General features: G+C 57.5%; 15 protein-coding genes and 2 pseudogenes. 6 read left to right on the top strand and 11 right to left on the bottom strand.

Annotation, left to right across the window (positions count from 1 at the left end; translation table 11 throughout):
- Positions 1-78: 78 nt before the first annotated feature.
- Positions 79-609: a hypothetical protein gene (locus BLU71_RS06335; RefSeq protein WP_083352572.1), complete on the top strand. Its 531-nt coding sequence runs from the start codon at positions 79-81 to the stop codon at positions 607-609.
- Positions 610-659: 50 nt separating this feature from the next.
- On the opposite strand, the gene BLU71_RS06330 is transcribed toward BLU71_RS06335, so the two are convergent.
- A complete protein-coding gene (locus BLU71_RS06330) occupies positions 660-2,288 on the bottom strand; it encodes a hybrid sensor histidine kinase/response regulator (protein ID WP_083352571.1) in 1,629 nt (542 codons plus the stop codon).
- 114 nt (positions 2,289-2,402) lie between these two features.
- Here BLU71_RS06330 and BLU71_RS06325 point away from each other — a divergent pair, with 114 nt between their 5' ends.
- Complete coding sequence (locus BLU71_RS06325) at positions 2,403-3,005, top strand: LuxR C-terminal-related transcriptional regulator (RefSeq protein WP_065616177.1); 603 nt, start codon at positions 2,403-2,405, stop codon at positions 3,003-3,005.
- Positions 3,006-3,012: 7 nt separating this feature from the next.
- Here the strand turns inward: BLU71_RS06325 and BLU71_RS06320 are convergent, their stop codons facing one another.
- Positions 3,013-4,011 (bottom strand): bile acid:sodium symporter family protein, encoded by a 999-nt coding sequence (locus BLU71_RS06320; protein ID WP_083352570.1) that lies wholly within the window; start codon positions 4,009-4,011, stop codon positions 3,013-3,015.
- Positions 4,012-4,094: 83 nt separating this feature from the next.
- Here BLU71_RS06320 and BLU71_RS06315 point away from each other — a divergent pair, with 83 nt between their 5' ends.
- Complete coding sequence (locus BLU71_RS06315; RefSeq protein WP_065616175.1) at positions 4,095-4,883, top strand: AraC family transcriptional regulator; 789 nt, start codon at positions 4,095-4,097, stop codon at positions 4,881-4,883.
- Positions 4,884-5,122: 239 nt separating this feature from the next.
- Positions 5,123-6,097 carry a TerC family protein gene (locus BLU71_RS06310; protein ID WP_083352569.1) on the top strand — a complete coding sequence of 325 codons (975 nt, stop codon included), beginning with the start codon at positions 5,123-5,125 and terminating at the stop codon, positions 6,095-6,097.
- 115 nt (positions 6,098-6,212) lie between these two features.
- On the opposite strand, the gene BLU71_RS06305 is transcribed toward BLU71_RS06310, so the two are convergent.
- The gene (locus tag BLU71_RS06305) at positions 6,213-7,313 is read right to left on the bottom strand and encodes a polyamine ABC transporter substrate-binding protein (protein ID WP_064363459.1); all 1,101 of its coding nucleotides are present in this window, start codon (positions 7,311-7,313) and stop codon (positions 6,213-6,215) included.
- 255 nt (positions 7,314-7,568) lie between these two features.
- Positions 7,569-8,975 carry a purine-cytosine permease family protein gene (locus BLU71_RS06300; protein ID WP_083352568.1) on the bottom strand — a complete coding sequence of 469 codons (1,407 nt, stop codon included), beginning with the start codon at positions 8,973-8,975 and terminating at the stop codon, positions 7,569-7,571.
- Between the two features lie 322 nt (positions 8,976-9,297).
- On the opposite strand from BLU71_RS06300, the gene BLU71_RS06295 reads away from it, so the two are divergent.
- Positions 9,298-9,783 (top strand): flavin reductase family protein, encoded by a 486-nt coding sequence (locus BLU71_RS06295; protein ID WP_042606747.1) that lies wholly within the window; start codon positions 9,298-9,300, stop codon positions 9,781-9,783.
- Positions 9,784-9,921: 138 nt separating this feature from the next.
- On the opposite strand, the pseudogene BLU71_RS28095 reads toward BLU71_RS06295, so the two are convergent.
- Positions 9,922-10,518, bottom strand: a pseudogene (locus BLU71_RS28095) (methyl-accepting chemotaxis protein); the annotation flags it as partial.
- A 309-nt stretch (positions 10,519-10,827) separates the two neighbouring features.
- A pseudogene (locus BLU71_RS28090) lies at positions 10,828-11,712 on the bottom strand (cache domain-containing protein); the annotation flags it as partial.
- 359 nt (positions 11,713-12,071) lie between these two features.
- On the opposite strand from BLU71_RS28090, the gene BLU71_RS06285 reads away from it, so the two are divergent.
- The gene (locus BLU71_RS06285; RefSeq protein WP_083352566.1) at positions 12,072-13,115 is read left to right on the top strand and encodes an LLM class flavin-dependent oxidoreductase; all 1,044 of its coding nucleotides are present in this window, start codon (positions 12,072-12,074) and stop codon (positions 13,113-13,115) included.
- Positions 13,116-13,216: 101 nt separating this feature from the next.
- On the opposite strand, the gene BLU71_RS06280 is transcribed toward BLU71_RS06285, so the two are convergent.
- From BLU71_RS06280 to BLU71_RS06260, 5 genes are all read right to left on the bottom strand, one after another.
- Entirely contained in the window at positions 13,217-13,909 is a 693-nt protein-coding gene (locus tag BLU71_RS06280) for a transposase (RefSeq protein WP_080902441.1), read from the bottom strand.
- A gap of 68 nt (positions 13,910-13,977) precedes the next feature.
- Positions 13,978-14,613, bottom strand: coding sequence for a hypothetical protein (locus tag BLU71_RS06275; protein ID WP_042606744.1), 636 nt, complete (start codon positions 14,611-14,613; stop codon positions 13,978-13,980).
- A 105-nt stretch (positions 14,614-14,718) separates the two neighbouring features.
- Complete coding sequence (locus tag BLU71_RS06270) at positions 14,719-15,264, bottom strand: hypothetical protein (RefSeq protein ID WP_042606743.1); 546 nt, start codon at positions 15,262-15,264, stop codon at positions 14,719-14,721.
- A complete protein-coding gene (locus BLU71_RS06265; RefSeq protein ID WP_083352565.1) occupies positions 15,261-19,238 on the bottom strand; it encodes a DUF637 domain-containing protein in 3,978 nt (1,325 codons plus the stop codon). The genes BLU71_RS06270 and BLU71_RS06265 overlap by 4 nt, the downstream gene beginning before the upstream one ends.
- Positions 19,189-19,734 (bottom strand): hypothetical protein, encoded by a 546-nt coding sequence (locus BLU71_RS06260; protein ID WP_083354306.1) that lies wholly within the window; start codon positions 19,732-19,734, stop codon positions 19,189-19,191. Before BLU71_RS06260 ends, BLU71_RS06265 begins: the two co-directional genes overlap by 50 nt.
- Between the last annotated feature and the right edge of the window lie 39 nt (positions 19,735-19,773).

The following is a 19,773-nucleotide window of genomic DNA, read 5'->3' as shown; positions in this document are numbered from 1 at the left end:
GCCAATGAGTCACAGCGCCGGGCATACGCAACGGACGACATCTCATCGCTTTCTGGCTGCTGGGTCGTGGAGAAAACCATGAAATACAAGTTGTTGTCAGGCGTGCTTCTTGCGGTAGCGGCCGGTGTCGCAGTGCCTAGTGCGTGGGCGGCGCAACCGCAGGCGTTGGCTTCGGATGGGGCTGATCATGTTGGGGCCGGGGCGGTAGCTGCCGATGGCGCCGATAAGGTCGGTGCCGGGGCAGTGGCTTCTGACGGTGCTGATCGTGTGGGTGCCGGCGCGGTGGCCTCCGACGGCGCTGATAAGGTCGGTGCTGGAGCAGTGGCTTCCGATGGCGCCGATAAGGTCGGTGCCGGCGCAGTGGCTTCCGATGGCGCTGACAAGGTCGGTGCAGGTGCGGTGGCTTCTGACGGTGCCGACCGTGTCGGTGCGGGCGCGGTGGCCTCTGACGGTGCCGATAAGGTCGGTGCCGTCGCGCTGGCAGCGGATGGCGCAGATCGCACCGGCGTCAACCGTGTGGCCTATTCTCGGGTCGGAGTCGGCTCTGATCGCGTGGCATCGGCGCTGATGACCGGCAGCTATTCCGACCAGTTCAACAGTCCGCAATAAACGCCCCGAAGAAACGGGCGGGCTCCCGAGCCGCCCGTTTACATCAGCCTCTACAGCGTCTTTTCGACCGCTTCGCCTTGTCGATCACGCAGGGCGCGTAATGTCGCGCGCAGCTCGGCCGGGCGCACCGGTTTCGACAGAATGGCGATCTGCCGATCGTGCAAGGCTGCCTGAATCTTTTCGATGTCGTGACCGGTGATGATCATCGCTGGCACTGCCCAGCCGCGTTGCCGGCGCACCTCATCGATGCACTCGATGCCAGTGGCGTGGGTGCCGAGGTCATAGTCGGCGACGATGATGTCGCAGTCGGTGACCAGATCCTCAGCCGACCACTCGGCCTGCACCACGCAGCCCCAGCGCTCGAGCAACGCCGACGTCGCCAACAGCACGTTGCGATCATCCTCCACCAGACACACTTTCAGACCCGTCAACAACCCCACCTGCCGCGCTTCATCGCGCATGACCGGTGACGGTGGCGCCGCTGCGAACGATAAACCGGCGAGGGTTACTGCTGTGCCGCGCTTTACCCGCGAACGCAGAGCAACCTGCACATCGATCAACTCACCCAGACGCTTGACGATCGCCAGACCCAGTCCGACCCCCTCGACGTCTTTATCGCGCACTTGTCGCACTCGATAGAACTCTTCGAAAACCTTCGGCAGATGCTCTTCGGCAATGCCGTTGCCGCGGTCATGGATGACGATGGCCAGCCCTGCCCCGCGCTTACGCACACCGATCAGCACCGGCCGTTGCGCGCCGTATTTGAAACAGTTGGAGAGCACGTTCTGCACCATGGTCGCCAGCAGCGCCGGGTCGGTTCTGACCCAGTGGTGACAGGGTCGCAAACGCAGCTCGACACCCGCCCAACGCGCCGCTTCCTGATGTTGGCGGACGATGTCCGCGAGCCATTCGCCGAGGTTCAGCGTTTGCCATTTCGCCTCGACCCGGCCGTTATCCAGCGTATAAAGATCGAGAATCGAACGGAACAACTGCGAGACGTTAAGCAGCGAGCGGTCGATGTTGTCGACCAGCCGTCGCTCGTCGTCGCCCAAACGCGACTCGCGAAGACAGGCAGTGAACAAGCCAATGGAATGAATCGGCTGACGCAAATCGTGACTGGCCTGCGCGAGGAAGCGCGATTTCTCCAGATTCGCTGCGACCGCTTCTTCCGACGCCTTGCGCGTACGCTCCAACAGCAAGTGCGCGTAAAACGGAATCACCGTGCTGGTGATCAACAGCATCAACACCATGAACGGTTGCGCCTGCCAGTACGGCGTCAAGCGATAGACCACCAGCAGCGCTACGAGCGCCAGGCCGGTGGCAATCGCCAGATAACGCGAGCCGTAGCGCATGCCGTTGCCGAGGTTGACCCAGACCATCACCGCGTACAGTGGCAGCGCCGCTTCGCCGCCGATCACCAAACCAAAACAGGTGCCGGTGTAATCGTGGACCATGGCGAAAATCCGTCGCGCCGGATAATGCCCCGGCCAGCGCGCAATGGCTTGGCGGAACACAATCGAGGCGAGCAGAAACAGGACAATGTAAGTGATGACCGGCAGGTAGGTATCGAAGCGCTGGCCCGGCAGAAAACCCAGCACAACCATGTAAACCACCGCGATGGCGGCGATGATGATGCGCAGGTTGGCCTGGTCGAGTTCGGTATTTTTCTCGAACTTCATGGTAAACGTCCTTGTGCAGCAATCGTCAGTTTCGGAAGCAGCCTACAGGCAACCTTCGCGTCCAGTGCTAAGGTGCAGGCCTTGAATCACGCCTGACCCAGGGAGGGTCACGTCATGACATGCCGGATCATCATAGCCGACGATCATCCACTGTTTCGCGAGGCGATGCTGCGCACCGTACAGCGCGTGCTGCCCGCAGCGAATATCTGCGAGGCCGGCGACTTCGACGCTGTGCTCGAGCTGCTGCCACAGGGCGACGAGCCGGACACGCTGATGCTCGATCTGCGTTTTCCCGGGTTGACCTGCATCACCCAGCTCGCCGACTTGCGAAGACGATTGCCGCGCACCACGCTGATCGTAGTTTCGATGGTCGACGACCAGGCGTTGATCAGTGAAGTCATGGCGGCGGGCATTGACGGCTTTATCGGCAAGAACATCGCGCCGGATGAAATCGGCCAGGCGATTCTGGCGATCCGTGATGGCGAGGTGCTTGTGAAGTCGGCGCCGTCCGGCTTGCTGCCGCTGGAAACCGCGACGACGCTGACGCCGCGTCAGCAGGACGTGCTGCGGTTGATCGCGCAAGGCAAGACCAACAAGGAAATCGCCCGTGAACTGGATATTTCGCCGTTCACGGTGCGCATCCATGTGTCGTCGTTGTTGCGCACGCTGGATGTGCCGACGCGGGCCGCGGCGGCGGTCAAGTATTCGGGGCTGTGAAGGGTTTTTACGGATCAACCTGCGCCATCAGATCAGGCACCGACTCCGGCCGCTTGGCATAGCGCTGGGCCAATACCGCGCAGACCATCAGTTGAATCTGGTGGAACAGCATCAGCGGCAGAATCAGCACGCCGATGGTGCTGCCGGCGAACAACACCTGCGCCATCGGCACGCCGGTGGCCAGGCTCTTTTTCGAGCCGCAGAACAGAATGGTGATGCGGTCTTCCTGATTGAAGCCGAAGGCTTTGCCAAGCAGGCTCGAGGCCAATAGAACCAGGGCGAGCAGGATGCAGCAGACCACCACCAAGCCGAGCAGCTCGAACAATGGAATCTGCTGCCAGATGCCTTCGTTGACCGCTTCGCTGAACGCGCCGTAGACCACCAGCAGAATCGAGCCCTGATCAACGAATTTCAGCCAGTTCTTGTTGCGCCCTACCCACGCGCCGATCCAGCGGCGGGCGATCTGCCCGGCGATAAATGGCAGCAGCAACTGCACGCTGATTTTCACGATCGCATCGAGGGTCGAGCCGCCGTCGCCGTGGACGTTGAGCAGCAAAGTCACCAGCAGCGGCGTAAGAAAAATCCCGAACAGGCTGGACGCCGCCGCGCTGCAGATCGCCGCCGGAATATTGCCTCGCGCCAGCGAAGTGAACGCGATGGCCGACTGCACCGTGGCTGGCAACGCGCAAAGGTAGAGCATGCCCATGTACAGCTGATCGCCGATCAGCGATGACAACAGCGGTTTGAGCGCCAGACCGAGAATCGGGAACAGCACGAAAGTCAGGCCAAACACCAGCAGATGCAAACGCCAGTGGCCGGCGCCGGCAATGATCGATTCGCGCGACAGCTTGGCGCCGTGCAGGAAAAACAGCAGGGCAATAGCGATGTTGGTCAGCCAGCCGAAGCCGACCGCGACCTGGCCGCTGGCGGGCAGGAAGCTGGCCAGCAGGACAACGCCGATCAGAGTGAGGGTGAAGTTATCGGGCAGAAAACGTGGGCGCGTCATGAGATTCATCCGGGGGGTTGCCAGTGCGTGCCGACGACTCTAACGTGACTGGCAATTACCGACTAACGCCGAAGAGCCGCAAGATGCCGCCCAAAGGACATACCAAGAGCGTTCGCCGCAGTGTTCCCGGGTTGCCCAGCCTGCCGCGTCCTGTGTATGGACGCACCGAATCACTGCCCAATCGCGCCCTCACCCGCCGTCATAGCCATCCGTGGGTGCAGTTGTCCTATGCGATTCAGGGCGTGCTCGAAGTGCAGACCAGCGCCGGCCGTTTCGTCGCACCGCCGGAGCGTGCGGTGTGGATACCGGCGGGCGTACCGCACCGGGTGTTCAGCGCACCGCACACGGAAATGCGCAGCCTGTATATCGACAGCAGCGTCACCGGTTGGGCGGCCGAACATTGCCATGTGCTGGGCGTCAGCGATCTGCTCAGGGAGTTGATCCGCGCCTTCAGTCAGGTTCCGGTGGAGTATGACGAGAGCGGCCCTGACGGACGCCTCGCCCAAGTCATCCTCGATCAGCTGGCCGATGCGCCAACCATCGACCTGATGCTGCCGCTGCCACAAGACCCGCGCTTGAAGCAGATCTACCAGAGCCTGGAGCAACATCCGGAACAGCAGACCACGCTGAGCCACTGGAGCGGCAAATTCGGCGTCACCGAAAAGACCCTGACGCGGCTGTTCCTGCGCGACACCGGCCTGACCTTCCGCGCCTGGCGCCAGCGTCTGCGCCTGCTCGGGGCGCTGACCCCGCTGGAGAAAGGTGAGCGTGTGACCGATGTCGCGCTGGCCTGCGGATACGACTCGACATCGGCGTTCATTGCCGCGTTTCGTCAGCAGTTTGGTGAGACGCCGGGGGAATTCTTTCGCTGATACTTCGTTTTTGCCGAACTGTCAGTCAGAAATAAACGATTTTTCTTTGGCATAAATCCGTCGCTAGCATGGCCCCGTCTGACTTTGATCGAGAAGTGAAGATGATCCCTGTGGGAGCGAGCCTGCTCGCGAACGCGGTGTGTCAGGCAACCTCAACTTCACTGTTCCATCGCATTCGCGAGCAAGCTCGCTCCCACAGGAGATGTGCTTGCTGCAAGTAAAAAGACAGGGAGCGTGCCATGCCTGCCACGAACATCAATATCGGCGAACCCTGGATGTGGGGCGCCTTCATCGTCTTCGTTCTGGCCATGCTGGCCCTGGACTTGTTTGTCTTTGGCGGCCGCAAGGCGCATCGGGTCTCGGTGCGTGAAGCGTCGGCCTGGGTGGTTGCCTGGTGCCTGCTGGCGCTGAGCTTCGCCGGTTTGCTCTGGTGGTACCTGCACGGCGAATTTGGCGGTGAAATCGCCCGGCAGAAAACCCTGGAGTTCCTCACCGGTTATTTGATCGAGCAGTCGCTGTCGATCGACAACATGTTCGTCTTCGTGATGATCTTCAGCTACTTCGCCGTGCCCCCGGAATTGCAGCGGCGCGTGCTGCTATATGGCGTGCTCGGCGCGATTGTCATGCGCGCGATAATGATCTTTGCCGGCGTATGGCTGGTGTCGCAGTTCGAATGGCTGTTGTATGCGTTCGGTGTGTTCCTGATCATCACCGGGATCAAGATGCTGGTGTTCGCCGACCAGCAACCGGATCTCGACAACAACCCGCTGTTGCGCTGGGTGCGCGGGCATATGCGTATTACCAGCGGTTTCCACGGCGAGCGGTTTTTCATCCTGCAAAACGGCGTGCGCTGGGCAACACCGATGTTCCTTGTGCTGGTGCTGATCGAGGCCAGCGACCTGATGTTCGCGGTCGACAGCATCCCGGCGATCTTCGCCGTCACCACTGACCCTTTCATCGTCTTCACCTCGAACATCTTCGCGATCATGGGCCTGCGCGCGCTGTACTTCCTGCTGGCGGACATGGCTGACCGTTTTCACCTGCTCAAATACGGGCTGGCGATCGTGCTGGTGTTCATCGGCGGCAAGATGGTGCTGATGCCGTGGTTTCACATGCCGGTGGAGTGGTCGCTGGCGGTAGTGGGTTCGGTGATTCTGGGATCCGTGCTGTTGAGTCTGGTGACCACCCGCGAGGCTGAACGCAGCACCGAATGACCCACACAAAACCCTTGTAGGAGTGAGCCTGCTCGCGATCGCGGTGTATCAGCCAACATCTACGTCAACTGACACACCGCGATCGCGAGCAGGCTCACTCCTACAGGGAATGGTCTTATTTATCGGATTTGATACTGGTCCACACCCGCGTGCGCACCCGCTCCATTTTCTGCGGCAACGGCTGGACCACATACAGGGTTTTCAGCGCTTCGCGGGTCGGGGTCAGGTTGGGGTTGTCGGTGATCTCCTTGTTGACCAGCGGCATCGAGTCCTTGTTGGCATTCGGGTAGCCGAGGAAGTCGCTGATCGGTGCGATCACTTTCGGATCGAGCAAGTGGTTGAGGAATTCGTGAGCCTCGGCGACGTTCTTCGCGCTCTTCGGAATGGCGAACGTGTCGAACCAGATCGGCGCGCCCTCCTTCGGCAAGCGCCAGTCGACCACCACGCCGTTGCCCGCCTCTTTGGCGCGATTGCCGAACTGGTAGAAGCTGCCGGAATAACCGATCGCCACGCAGATGTCGCCGTTGGCGATGTCGGTCATGTACTTGGCCGAGTTGAAGTAGGTCACGTAGGGGCGAATCTTCATCATCAAGGCCTTGGCCTTTTCATAGTCCGCCGGGTTCTGGCTGTTCGGATCGAGGCCGAGGTAATGCAGGGCCAGCGGCAGGATTTCCGACGGCGAATCGAGCATCGCCACGCCGCACGCCTTGAGCTTTTCCATGTTCTCGGGCTTGAACACCAGATCCCAACTGTCCACCGGCGCATTCTCGCCAAGGGCAGCCTTGACCTTGGCCGGGTTGAAGCCGATCAGCACGGTGCCGTACATGTAGGGCACACCGTACTGGTTGCCGGGGTCGTTGGCCTCGAGCAACTTGAGCAGGGCCGGATCCTGATGCTGCCAGTTCGGCAGTTTCGACTTGTCGAGTTTCTGAAACACGCCCGCCTTGATCTGGGTTTCGATGAACTGATTGGACGGCACTACCAGGTCGTAGCCGGAGTTGCCGGTGAGGAGTTTGGCTTCCAGTGATTCGTTGGTGTCGAAGGTGTCCCAGGTCACTTTGATCTTGCTTTGCTCGGCGAAGTCCTTGGGCACTGACGGCAGGATGTAATCCGCCCAGTTGTACACCCGCAGTTCGCGCTGCTCGGCCTGGACGGCGCTGGCCAGCAGCGTCAGGCCACACACGGTGGCGCCCAGAATGCGTTTGATCGTGACCATGGTTGTTTCCCCGAATGCGGCGTGAGATCGATGGTTTTTATGTTCTGTACACGGCAGTGGCTGTAACGAAAGCCAAGGGCAAAAAAGGTCGAGCCTGTTGTTATGGTTTCGATTCTTGCTGACAGCGTAGCGCGATGACAGTAGGCGGCAGGCCAAAAGGGGATCGATATGGCCAATTTGCGTGACCGCTGAAATACTCGGGACGGCCGAAAACCAGTTGTGGCGAGGGAGCTTGCTCCCTCGCCACAGAATTGCTTACGAGCGATAGCTCAGTTTTGCCGCCCTGCTCCGCTGCGCCTGACCACGGGTCGCGAGGCAGTAATAGAGCGGCACGGTGACCACCAGGCCAACCAGCCACGACAGATCCGCACCTTCGACCAGATTGGCGTACGGCCCGACGTACAGCGAGGTGTTGGCGAACGGCAGCTGCACGATGATGCCGATGAAGTAGGCAATGATCGCGTGCAGGTTGAAACGCCCGTAGATCCCGCCGTCGGCGCGGAAGATCGAGGTGATGTCGTAGTTGCCGCGCTTGATCAGGTAGAAGTCGATCAGGTTGATCGACGCCCACGGCACCAGCACCAGCAACAGCGCCAGAATCAGCCCGATGAACTGGGAAATGAAATCCGCCGAAGCGCCGAGGGCGACCACGCAGCATCCGCCGAGGATCACGCTCGACAGCACCACGCGCACCTTGATGCCCGGCGTCCACTGGCTGGCGAAGGTCTGGATCGAGGTAATGATCGACAGCACCGCGCCATACAAGTTGAGCGCGTTGTGGCTGATGATATTGAGCAGAAACAGCACCATCAGAATCGGCCCCAGCCAGCCGGTGGACTGCTTGACCGCCGCCATCGCCTCAGTGCCTTCCGGCGTCGCCAGCACCGCAACCGCGCCAAAACTGAACGACAGAATCGTGCCCAGCGTCGCGCCCAGATACGTCGCCCAAAATGGCTTGGCAATGCCGATGTCCGCCGGCAGATAACGCGAGTAGTCGGAGACGTACGGCGAGAAACTGATCTGCCAGATGATGCCCAGCGATACCGTCGCCAGCCAGCCCGAGAGGTTGAAACTGCCGCGCGTCAGGAAGTCCGCCGGCAAGTCATGGGCGAAGATGTAGATAAACCCTGCGAGCAACGCGCCGCCCATCACCCAAGTGCCAATGCGATTGAGCGTGTGGATGAAGTTGTAGCCGATCACTCCGATCGCGGTAGCGGCCAGCGCGCCGATCAGAATGCTCAGCGGGGCCGGCACCGACGGCGCAATACCGACGATGGATTTGCCGGCCAGCACGATGTTGGAAATGAAGAAACCGATATAGATGAGAGCCGCAAAGAACACGATCAGCAGTGCGCCATATCGGCCGAACTGGCCGCGACTCTGGACCATTTGCGGAATGCCCATGCGCGGGCCCTGGGCCGACGCCAGTGCAATCACCACGCCGCCGATCATGTGCCCCAGCGCAATCGCCAGCAGCCCCCACCACAGATTGAGATGGAACACCTGAACCACCATGGCGCCGGTGACGATGGGCAGTGGCGCGATGTTGGTGCTGAACCACAGAGTGAACAGGTCGCGGGCCTTCCCGTGGCGTTCCGCGAGTGGGACGTAATCGACCGTATGATTCTCGATCAACGGATCTTGCCGGGACATCTGGGACATATGCATGAACTCGAGTTTGTCTGTTTTTATCTTTGTATGAAGCCAAACCGGGAGGACTCTTGGGTCGCCCCTCAGATGCAGACCATATTATGGTATTCCAAGCTTTGCACAAGCCTGATCCGCTGATTCTGTCGTTCTCTGATCCGTTATCCTCGCTGATCCTGCCCCTCATCGGCTAGCTGAAAGCCCCGTAAACATGGACTTTCCGACGAAATCCGCACGTTTATCGGTTCACCAGAAAAGCCCTTGCAAGATATGTATTACGGTATACCATCAGACCTACAAATCATAAAAACCGTGTCACACACCCGAGGACCACCCAATGATCGATGCTGCCATTTACAAACAAGTCATGGGCTCGTTCCCGTCCGGCGTCACCGTCATCACTACCCTGGACGACGACGGCCAGATCGTCGGCCTGACCGCCAGCGCCTTCAGCTCGCTGTCGATGGACCCGGCGCTGGTGCTGTTCTGCCCCAACTACAGCTCCGATTCCTATCCAGTGCTGATCAAGAACAAACGCTTTGCGATTCACCTGTTGTCCAGCGTGCAGCAAAGCGAGGCCTATGCCTTCGCCCGCAAAGGCAAGGACAAGGCGCAGGGCATCGAGTGGACATTGAGCGCACTGGGCAACCCGATCCTCGCCAATGCCACGGCGGTGATCGAGTGCGAGTTGTGGCGTGAATATGAAGGTGGCGACCACGCGATCATGGTCGGCGCGGTGAAGAACCTGATCGTCCCTGAGCAAGTCGCCGGGCCGCTGGTGTACTGCCACGGCAAGATGGGTGCGTTGCCGGTTGTGGCGTGATCCCGGAACTGCTGAACACATCAATCCCATGTAGGAGTGAGCCTGCTCGCGATCGCAGTGTGTCAGTCGATGCAGATGTTGGCTGATATTCCGCTATCGCGAGCAGGCTCACTCCTACAGGGGTTTCGGTGTAGCTGATTACGTCCGGAACCGGCTCACCAACTGATTCAACGTCTGCGACAACGCCGTCAGGTTCTGCGCATCCTGGCGAGTCGAGTCCGCAAGGCTTGCCACTAACTGCGCATCGCCATGAATCTGGCTGATGTGGCGATTGATGTCCTCGGCTACCTGATGCTGTTCCTCCGCCGCCGTGGCGATCTGCGTGTTCATGTCGCGAATCACGTCGACCGATTCCCGGATCAATTCAAAACTCGCCCGCGCCTCGTTGATCGACACCACGGTTTCCTGCGACACCTCCAGGCTGGCGTGCATCTGCTTGCCCATCTGATGAGTGCGCCGCGCCAGATTGCCCAGCAGTGCGTCAATCTCACCGGTCGAGTCTGAAGTGCGCTTGGCCAGCGCGCGAACTTCATCGGCGACCACGGCAAAGCCCCTGCCCTGTTCTCCGGCGCGCGCGGCTTCGATAGCGGCGTTGAGCGCGAGCAGATTGGTCTGCTCGGCAATCGAGCGGATGGTGCCGAGGATCGACTGGATATCGTTGCTGTCCTGCTCCAGTTGCTGCATCGCCTCGGCACTGTGGCCGATCTCCTGACTCAAACGGCCGACGTTGCTCACCGCCGCGTCGATCTGTTGCTGCCCGGTGTGTGCCTGGCGCTGACCGTTGTCTGCCGAGTCGGCGGCCTGACTGCACGAGCGCGCGACCTCGTTGGACGTAGCGACCATTTCGTGAAACGCGGTCGACACCATATCCACCGCCTCGCGCTGACGTGCAGCCACGTCGGCCATTTCCGCCGAGACTTCGGTGGCGCTGCCGGAGCTGCTGTGAATCTGTCCCGCCGCCTGGCCGATACGCTGGATCAGCGTACGGATCGCTTCGAGAAACTGGTTGAACCATCCAGCCAATTGCGCGGTTTCGTCCTGCCCGCGCACTTCCAGTCGCGCCGTCAGATCGCCCTCGCCTTGAGCAATGCCTTCGAGACCGCTGGCGACACCACGAATCGGCTTGACCATCAGCCCGGCGAACCACGCGCCGACCATCGCAAACAGCAACGCGCAGATCACTGCGATAGCGCCGATCAGCCAGGTCAAACGAGTCGCCCCTGCCATCACATCGCTCGCCTTCACCAAGCCGACAAACCGCCAGCCCAACGCCTGCGAGGGCCAGACCAGCGCCATGTAATCCTCGCCGGCCAATTGCACCTCGACCAGGCCTTTGCCGGCCTCGGCCAGTTGCTGATAACCGTCGCCGAGCTCGCTGAGTTTCTTGAAGTTGTGCGCCGGGTCGCTCGGGTCGACCAGCACGGTGTTGTTTGCTTCCATCAACATCAGATAACCGCTTTCACCGAGGCGGATCTGCTTGACCAGATCGGTCAATTGCTTGAGCGACACGTCGATGTTGACTACGCCGGCATTGCTGCCCAACTGGTTGTTGAAACTGCGCACGGTGCTCACCAGCACCACATCATCCGCCGCCCAGTAATAGGCCTCGGTGCGCAGCGTTTTGCCGGGATTTGCCATCGCCGTTTTGTACCAGGGACGGGTGCGCGGATCGTAGTTCGCCAGTTGCGCATCGCCCGGCCAGAACAGATAACCGCCCTGCTCGGTGCCGAGTGACAGGTAGGTGTAAGCCGGATGCGCCTTGGCCAGACCATCAAACAGCTTGAACAGCTGTTGATCCTGCGGCCCCATTGGCACTTGCGCGGCGTCACTGCTCAGGTAGCGTTTGAGGCTGGCGTCGATGCTCTGCAGTTGCGGATGCTCGGCCAGGTAGGCAACGTTCTGGCTGATGCCCTCGAAAAACAGCTGCATGGCGTTTTCCACCTGACGCACTTCGCGCCCGGTGCTGTCGGTAAAGGTGTCGCGCGCGCCCTCGCGGACATTGAGGATGATCAGCGCTGCCACCAGTAACACCGGCAGGCTGGCGATTACCGCAAACGCCAAAGTCAGTTTTTGTTTTATGTTCATTGCTTGCGCCTTCCTTGTTCGAAGTGTCGGTCAGAAATATTTTGCGGATATTCCGTATTATGGTATACCAATATTCAATCAACCGAACAGCCGTCCTTGCAGGCGTGCTTGAATGGTGAGAAGACTAGCGAGCGCACAGCGTTCACGTCAGTTCGACAGGCCCGCACACGACCGGCCAATTACAAAAGACTCGAGGTAGCGTCATGAAATTTTCCCTGTTCGTACACATGGAACGCTGGGACGAAAGCGTCAGCCACCGCCAACTGTTCGAAGACCTGACCGAACTGACCCTGATGGCCGAGGCCGGCGGTTTCAGCACCGTGTGGATCGGCGAACACCACGCCATGGAATACACCATCTCCCCAAGCCCGATGCCGCTGCTGGCCTACCTCGCAGCGAAAACCACGACCATCCACCTCGGCGCCGGCACCATCATCGCGCCGTTCTGGCACCCACTGCGCGTCGCCGGTGAATGCGCCCTGCTCGACGTGATCAGCAACGGCCGCATGGAAGTCGGCCTCGCACGCGGCGCCTATCAAGTCGAATTCGACCGCATGGTCGGCGGCATGCCCGCCTCCAGCGGTGGCCAGGCCCTGCGCGAAATGGTCCCGGTGGTCCGCGCCCTGTGGCAAGGCGACTACGCCCACGACGGCGACATCTGGAAATTCCCCACCTCCACCAGCGTGCCGAAGCCGATCCAGAAACCAAATCCGCCAATGTGGATCGCCGCCCGCGACCCCGACTCGCACAACTTCGCCGTGGCCAACGGCTGCAACGTCATGGTCACGCCTTTGATGAAAGGCGACGAAGAAGTCCTCGACCTGAAGAACAAATTCCAGACCGCGCTGGACAACAACCCTGACGTGCCGCGCCCACAACTGATGGTGCTGCGCCATACCCACGTGCACACCGCCGACGAACCGGACGGCTGGAAAGTCGGCGCAAAAGCCATCTCACGTTTCTACCGCACCTTCGACGCGTGGTTCGGCAACAAGCAAACCCCGGTCAACGGCTTCCTCGCCCCGAGCCCCGAGGAGAAATTTGCCGGGCGTCCGGAGTTTGAACTGGAAAGCCTGCACAAGACCGCGATGATCGGCACCCCGGAAGAGATCATTCCGCGGATCAAGTACTACCAGGAACTGGGCGTGGATGAGTTCAGTTTCTGGTGTGACAACAGCTTGCCGCATGCGGAGAAGAAGAAGTCGCTGGAGCTGTTCATCAAGCATGTGGTGCCGGCGTTTCGCTGACAGCACGGTAGGCTGACACTCAATAAAAAAGGGGCGAATTCATCGACATGAATTCGCCCCTTTTTTTGCTTGGAGAAAACGGGGACAGACCACGTTTTCCACTAAATCGTCGGCTTTTTGGGCCGTCCCGGGCTCCCTCGCTGCACACGACGACCGATCATTGCCTCGACATCAACAGCAAACTTTGAACCGCCAAAAACATTATTTCCATTGGTCGCGTCACGAATCTGGTCAACCAATTCCGACTCTAAGTCATTTTTGAACAGTTCGCGGTAAGCTTCTGCCGGTTGCCCGCCCAGCCCTCCAAGCGCCAAATACTGAGCATGAGGGGTAACAATGTGTGATCGCTCTGATTGTGCGTTAACACGGTAACTTGACCAGCGATATTCTGCCGGATGATTTACTATTTTAGCTCTCACGGGATTCAATTCGATGTATCGATAACAACACAACAAATATCGTTCATTCTCAACAAGGCATGAACGATACCGGCCTTCCCACAAACACCCGCTGCGACTATACGTACGATTTATATATTGAGCGTATCTCTGACCGACACCTTTCATCAGCAGGCTTGCGCTGTTGGCATTATGAGGACTGACTAACAAATGAATGTGATTGGTCATTAAGCACCACGCATGAATATCACAGTCATTTTTAGAAGCCTGCTCGACCAAAAGCTCCAAATAAAAAAGGTAATCTTCCTCGGTAAAAAAACAGACAGATCTATTGTTTCCTCGCTGAATCAAGTGGAGTGGCACGCCTGGTATCAAAACTCGGGCTCTACGCGGCATCAATGAATCCTTTCAATTGGTCGAACTGAAAGCTTAGCGGGCCGAAAGGTAAACATGATGGCAAATTTTTACGTATTGTTGCAGTCAATTACATTAAACGTGGTCTGTCCCCATTTATCCAATAAAGCTCTGACAAAATCAGCATCAAACTCCATTATCAAACCAATGGCATCCTTGACTTTCCATCGGTGCAGTTCGGGATGTTCAACCATTGCGATCAAATGCTGCTTCAGCAGCGGGAGGTACTCTGAATACTTTTCACGATGCACGAAAGAATATATTTCCGATATTTCAAAAGGCCTCTCGTTGGCCAGAGCGATTATTTTTGAAAGCACATCATATACCTGACGCCTCGCTAATTCCTTTCCACTGACCTCAGCGGCATTCGCGAAATACATCGTCACTGCCATCAATATATGCCGATATGTATCATCGTACCCATGGAGTCTATGGGTATAAATACCCTCAATAATCTCTGGGCGCCGCATATATTCTTCCAGCACTATCAAGCCGTCATGGACGCCCCAACTGGTGAGAAGTTTAGAAGCCTGAAAACGCTCCATTTCATTCTCACAGTTGAGCAGCTGTCTCACTGCCGCCATTCTTTCTTGTGAAATGTCTTCTCGGTCAAGGTCACCCGCCTCCACAGCGTAATCGGCGTGTTCCGGAATACCATTGAGCAGTTCGTATGTTTTGGGATCCATCGCCTTCACCTACTTTCTAAACGTGGTCTGTCCCCATTTATCCATTTATCAACTTGCATTATCGAGTCATGAAGAAGCATCCGGATCGGCTTCCGTGCAAGCGCATCAAATTACACAAATGGCAGTAATCAGCTGCTGAGGTTCTTCTTCCAGCGGTACTCCCCAGCCTGAAACCTCAATCAAACCAAACTTTTCATCTGTTATAAACCAGCCTTCGCCCTTATCAAAGTCCAATGACGTGATTTTTTTCAACTCAGCAACATTGCTCCCCAATCTTATATTCGAAGTTAGCGATCCCTGGTAGACAAAAGCACTAGCCGCCTCACCGGGAAAACTAAAATCATAAACTTTAAGCGCGAAAACTTTGTTGCATTTCAGCATTATACTTAAAGCAGGAATACCAAACTTATTGGAATTGATAACACTATTATCATATAAATAAAATACATAACCACCTTCGCCCTTTCGATTATCGCACTTTGTCAACCTTAGGATTGGACCTTCTTCAAATTTATATAAGGTTTTTGCTTCGTCGATAGCATACATTGCCAGCCATGTTTCGAGATCAGGCGCCGCTAGCCCTAGCGGCACTCCAGCAAGTGATCTTCCAGGCAATATGGTTGCGACCCAAGATATAGAAACATTACTCATTTTGGTACCCACTTGTTGGTAGCCGGGTTAAATAGCATTTCTTGCCCCTGAGGGTTCATGAAAAGCGTATCTTTGTCATAAATCGGCTCGTTCGGCCCTTTAAACTGAGGTCGATACGTATCAGGATCAACCACTTTAACTGAAGTATTATCACTATACGTGATTCTATAGTACTCACCTATGTGCGTTGATTTATTGACGCTATCAACGGTAGACGGACTATATTGGATTTCCTTAATACCTGTTGCACTCCCACTGATCTCGTAAACTTGAGCATTACCTGACGTTTTGCTCTTAGTCGACAAAGTAGCGGTTGCTCCGTCCATTGTAAGTGACTGTTTAATATCGTCAATCGATCGTCCCCAAACGCTGGATGGATTACCAATCATATCCCGCGGAATGCCCGCCTGTCCTGCGAGATCCTCTTTCAAACCTACGCGGGAAATGGCAGACGTGGCAGGAGGTATATCTTCACTCGGCCCTTTCGTGGACGGTGAATTTGGGAGGGAAGACTCGGTGTTATCAGCAATGCCAGTCTTAGTCGTTCCTTTGCTACCGCCCGGTTTACCACCGCCCGCGACATCTGCGGCTACGCCTGCAGCATCTGCCCAAAACGCGGCGCTTTCACCATCACGCTGAACCACAATCTCTCTGATGATCGTGTTTTGCGCAGTTTGGTTATTCTCCGTAATGATCCAGCCTACGTTTGCAGCTGCACCTATATCCCCACTGAGCCTGAGCTGCTCTGCCAGTTCGCGAATTTTTGGCTGATCGGCTAGGAGCTGATCCGAAAGCTGCTTGCAGGCACTTAAGTTTTTCTGACAGAGGCTACCCAACTCCGCATTTCGCTGCTCATCCAGATTGGCATAACGCTCTCGCACTTCTGCTTTGCACGTCTCGGATGCGCATTTTGCCTGCTCATCCAACATTTCCACGATTTCGTGGTGCATAAGGTAGTTGTAATTAGTAGCGTCCTTCGCAATAGTCGCGCCCTCTTGAAGGTTACCGTCGCTTACGGCTGCCGCAGCGATACCCACCAGTTGGGAGGACATCGACAACAGGTTGCTGTCGTTCTTGACCAGCGTGGCCAACTGGGTAACCAGAGCCTCATTTGCACCCGCCGCCAATGCACCCGTTTTGAAATCGCCACCCGCAGCTTCAGTCAGCAACCCTCCAACAACCGCGTGCAATGCGATTTTTTCGAGACTGCCGTCTTTCCAGCCCTGTTTAGCAGCAAAATCGCCTACAGCATTGAATGCCGCCGCGTTCAGAGTACTCAACAGAGCGCCCGTCAACGCATTACCGAAATTCGCGTGCTGACCGAAAGTCGCGCCCAAAACAGTGGAAGTCGTGTTCTGCAGCAGCTGGTTACCGGCGAAACGGCCGATGCCTTCCAGACTGCTCAAGTCAGTCATGACTTGGCCGGTTATCGGATTTGTTGTGGTCTTGAGAATGCTGTCGAAGTAGCCCGCCGTCAGGCCAGCAGTTACTCCTGAAATAACATAGCCAGCCAGCGCATCAGAAGACGTTACATCTTTGAATACAGCGCCAAGGTTGCCACCGTTATTGATAAAACTGGTGGCGGCATTTGTCGCTGCTCCGGTGGCTACAGCAGCATAAGATGCCGCCCAGAACGTGCCCATCCCACTCATCGCCGTCAAAGCTGCCGGTCCAACAACCGCAGCCATAACGATCGCAATAATCATCTGCGAAGCCGGACCAAGCCCCGAGTTGTTGTACTTGAACGACTCGTGAATCTCTTTAACCAGACGCCAGTCGACGTCCCCACGGGCCTCGGCCTCTTTCAACCACGCCAACTGCGGGTCAGCCTTGACCATGCTGTCGATGGTCTGACTGACGGACTGCTGGTTCACATCCTTGATATCGATCTTCAAGCCATCGACGGCTTTGATGACGATGTTGCCCTTGGCAATCATTTGGGTCTGACGCAGGGTTTCGTCGGTGTTGCCCTTGCCCTTGGAGGACACCCACGCGGCGTTGTTGTCAGTCTTGGTATGGCTTTCGTTATGAAGGTCTTTTACCGCTTCAAACGTGATCGCCCCACCGCTATCGAGTGTGATGTTGTTGCCACTTTCGAGCTGGGCGACCTGATAAAGCTGATCGCCTCCGCTCTTGAGCGTCAGATCGCCGCCAGCCTTGATTTCCGAGCCGACATACTTGTTGTCGGTGACCTCGTCATGCTGCATTTTCAGCTTGCCGAAGCCGCCCTTCTTCTTCATGTCGTAAAGCGAGTAATCGGTGTCTTGCAGCGCCAGGATCTGCAGGTTGTCACCAGCCACCAAATACGCCTCATCCCCCGCCGTCACCCGACTGGAAATCACACTCAGGTCTTTGCCCGCATCCAGCCTGACATCGCCGCCTGCGGTGATGCCTGACATGACCTGAGTGACATGGTCCTCCTGGCGTTTCTCGTTCTTGTTTTTCGAGTTCGAATGTTCCTCGTCCGCCGCCGAGGTAATCACCAGATTCTCGGTCGCCTTCATCGATACATCGCGCTTGGCATCGATTTCGCTGGCGATGATGTGGATATCGCGTTTGGCGTCTGCCTTGAAATCACGCCCGGCATCGATATCAGCACCCAGTTGGGTAACATCGCTGGCACTTGCCCTCGACCCGAGTGACACGCTGTCGTTGACCTGTACTGAGGCGACATTGACGTCGCGCCCGGCATTCAACGTCATGTCCTGGCCGCTTTTCAGAACACCGCCAATAACGTTGATGTCCTTCGCCGCTTTGACAGTCAGGTCGTTGACGGCTTCGATGCGTGCGGCGTTATCGGCGTAATCCTTATGCTGGGTGACTGACCCGTACTGGTCGTCCCTTGAGGTGATGGTCCGTTCGTTGATCACATCGCCGGTGCGAGTGGTCAGGCTGACGTCCTTGCCGGTAATGATGCCGCCCGCCTTGTTGACGATGTTGTTGGTCGCCAGCAAATCCAGATGATTACCCGCCTCGATTGAGCCGCTGTTGACCAAGTCTTTGCCGGCTGTGGCGGACAGGTTATTCGTCGCTTTCAACGTACCGACGTTATCGAGGTTTTCACCCGCAATCAGCGTCACATCGTTACCGGCAATCAGCGCCCCGGTCGGGCCGAGACGGCCATTGGCTTGCGCCAGATAAACCACCGGCACCAGCACTTTCTCGCCATTCACTTCGTGTTCTTCGAGCCAGACGATGTCGTGGGTCAGCGCCGCGACTTCCTGCGATGTAAGGCCGACGCCGACCGACAGGTTGAGTGCGTCCTTGCTGGCGATGGCGTTGTTCATCAGGTACTTGAACATGCCCTCGTTGGAGGTCTGGCCATCGAGGAAAGCCTGGCCGGTGCGAGCGGTGACGGCTTGCTGGATCAGGCGTTGTTCGTAGAGGCCGTCGCCCAGACGCTTGGCGCTCTGGTCGGGGTCGAAGCCAAGTTTGTCGAGCAGGTAATCGGAGCTCATGAACGACTTGATGTCGGTGAGTGCCGGGTTGGTTTCGATCAGGTATTTGTGCGGATTGGACGGTGCTTTGGTGTCAGGTAGTCCAGTAACACGGGTGACCGGACGGGTGTCGATCGACTCTTTCATGTCGTTGCCGCGACTTGCCATGCCCGAGCCGGTGGCGCCCTCTGGTACCTTGACATCGACCGTACTGGCAACCGCCTGAACCATGCTTGGGGTGCGGTGGAAAGTGTCAACGGCGCGCGTGCTGTCAGACACCGCTGCCGGGGCATCGATGAACAGGTTGCGCGGCCCGCCACTGGTCGCTGCGACCAGATGGTCCTGGGCATTTACCGCAACATTACCGACTGTCCAGGTCAGAGCCGGTGCGGTGTTGCTGGCTGCAAAGGAAACGGGGACAGAGCACGTTTTGGAGTGCCTTCTAAACGTGGTTTGTTCCCATTTACCCGATTTAATTTCAAATGCCTCAGCCTCCGATAAGGCGACGTTGATCCGGCTGGGTGACATCGTAAACATGCTGCTCGCAACCCTGCCCGGCAAACTGAAACTCCACCAGGTAGACCGTGCTTCGCTCCGGCGTAAAAGTGCTGTTCAGCGGCCCGCAGCTATAAGTATTGCCGGTGCCCATGCTGTTGGAACGCCCCGACACCTCGAAGGGTTCGTCGGCATTGGCTTGCGTTTCCAACTGAGGGAAGTGCTTGAACGTGGCGCTATTGGCCGCTTCGCTGAGTTTGGCGATCCAGCCGAATACCTTGCCCCGCCCGGAATCCACCACGGTACCCAGCACTTCCATTCGTTGATCGGGATCTGAAGCCCGGCGAACCGAGAACTCGACAGGGTATGTGTAACCTGTGGCTTTCATGATTACTTTGGCGTGTTGCGTATCTGGCGTGACAGTTCTTTGTTGTAGTTGCAAGCCGTTTTTCAGGAGGCTGGGGGAAGAATCTCTGACGTTGGAATGGCAGCCGGTTAACGTGAGAATAAAAGACAGCAGCAGTCGAGACAGTTTCATGTATGAAGGCCCTCCGAGGGATGTGTAGTAACAAAAGCC

This window comes from Pseudomonas moraviensis, from assembly GCF_900105805.1.
Lineage (GTDB): Bacteria > Pseudomonadota > Gammaproteobacteria > Pseudomonadales > Pseudomonadaceae > Aquipseudomonas > Aquipseudomonas moraviensis_A.
Note: the sequence above shows the minus strand (reverse complement) of the source record. Positions and strands in the feature narration are given on the sequence as shown.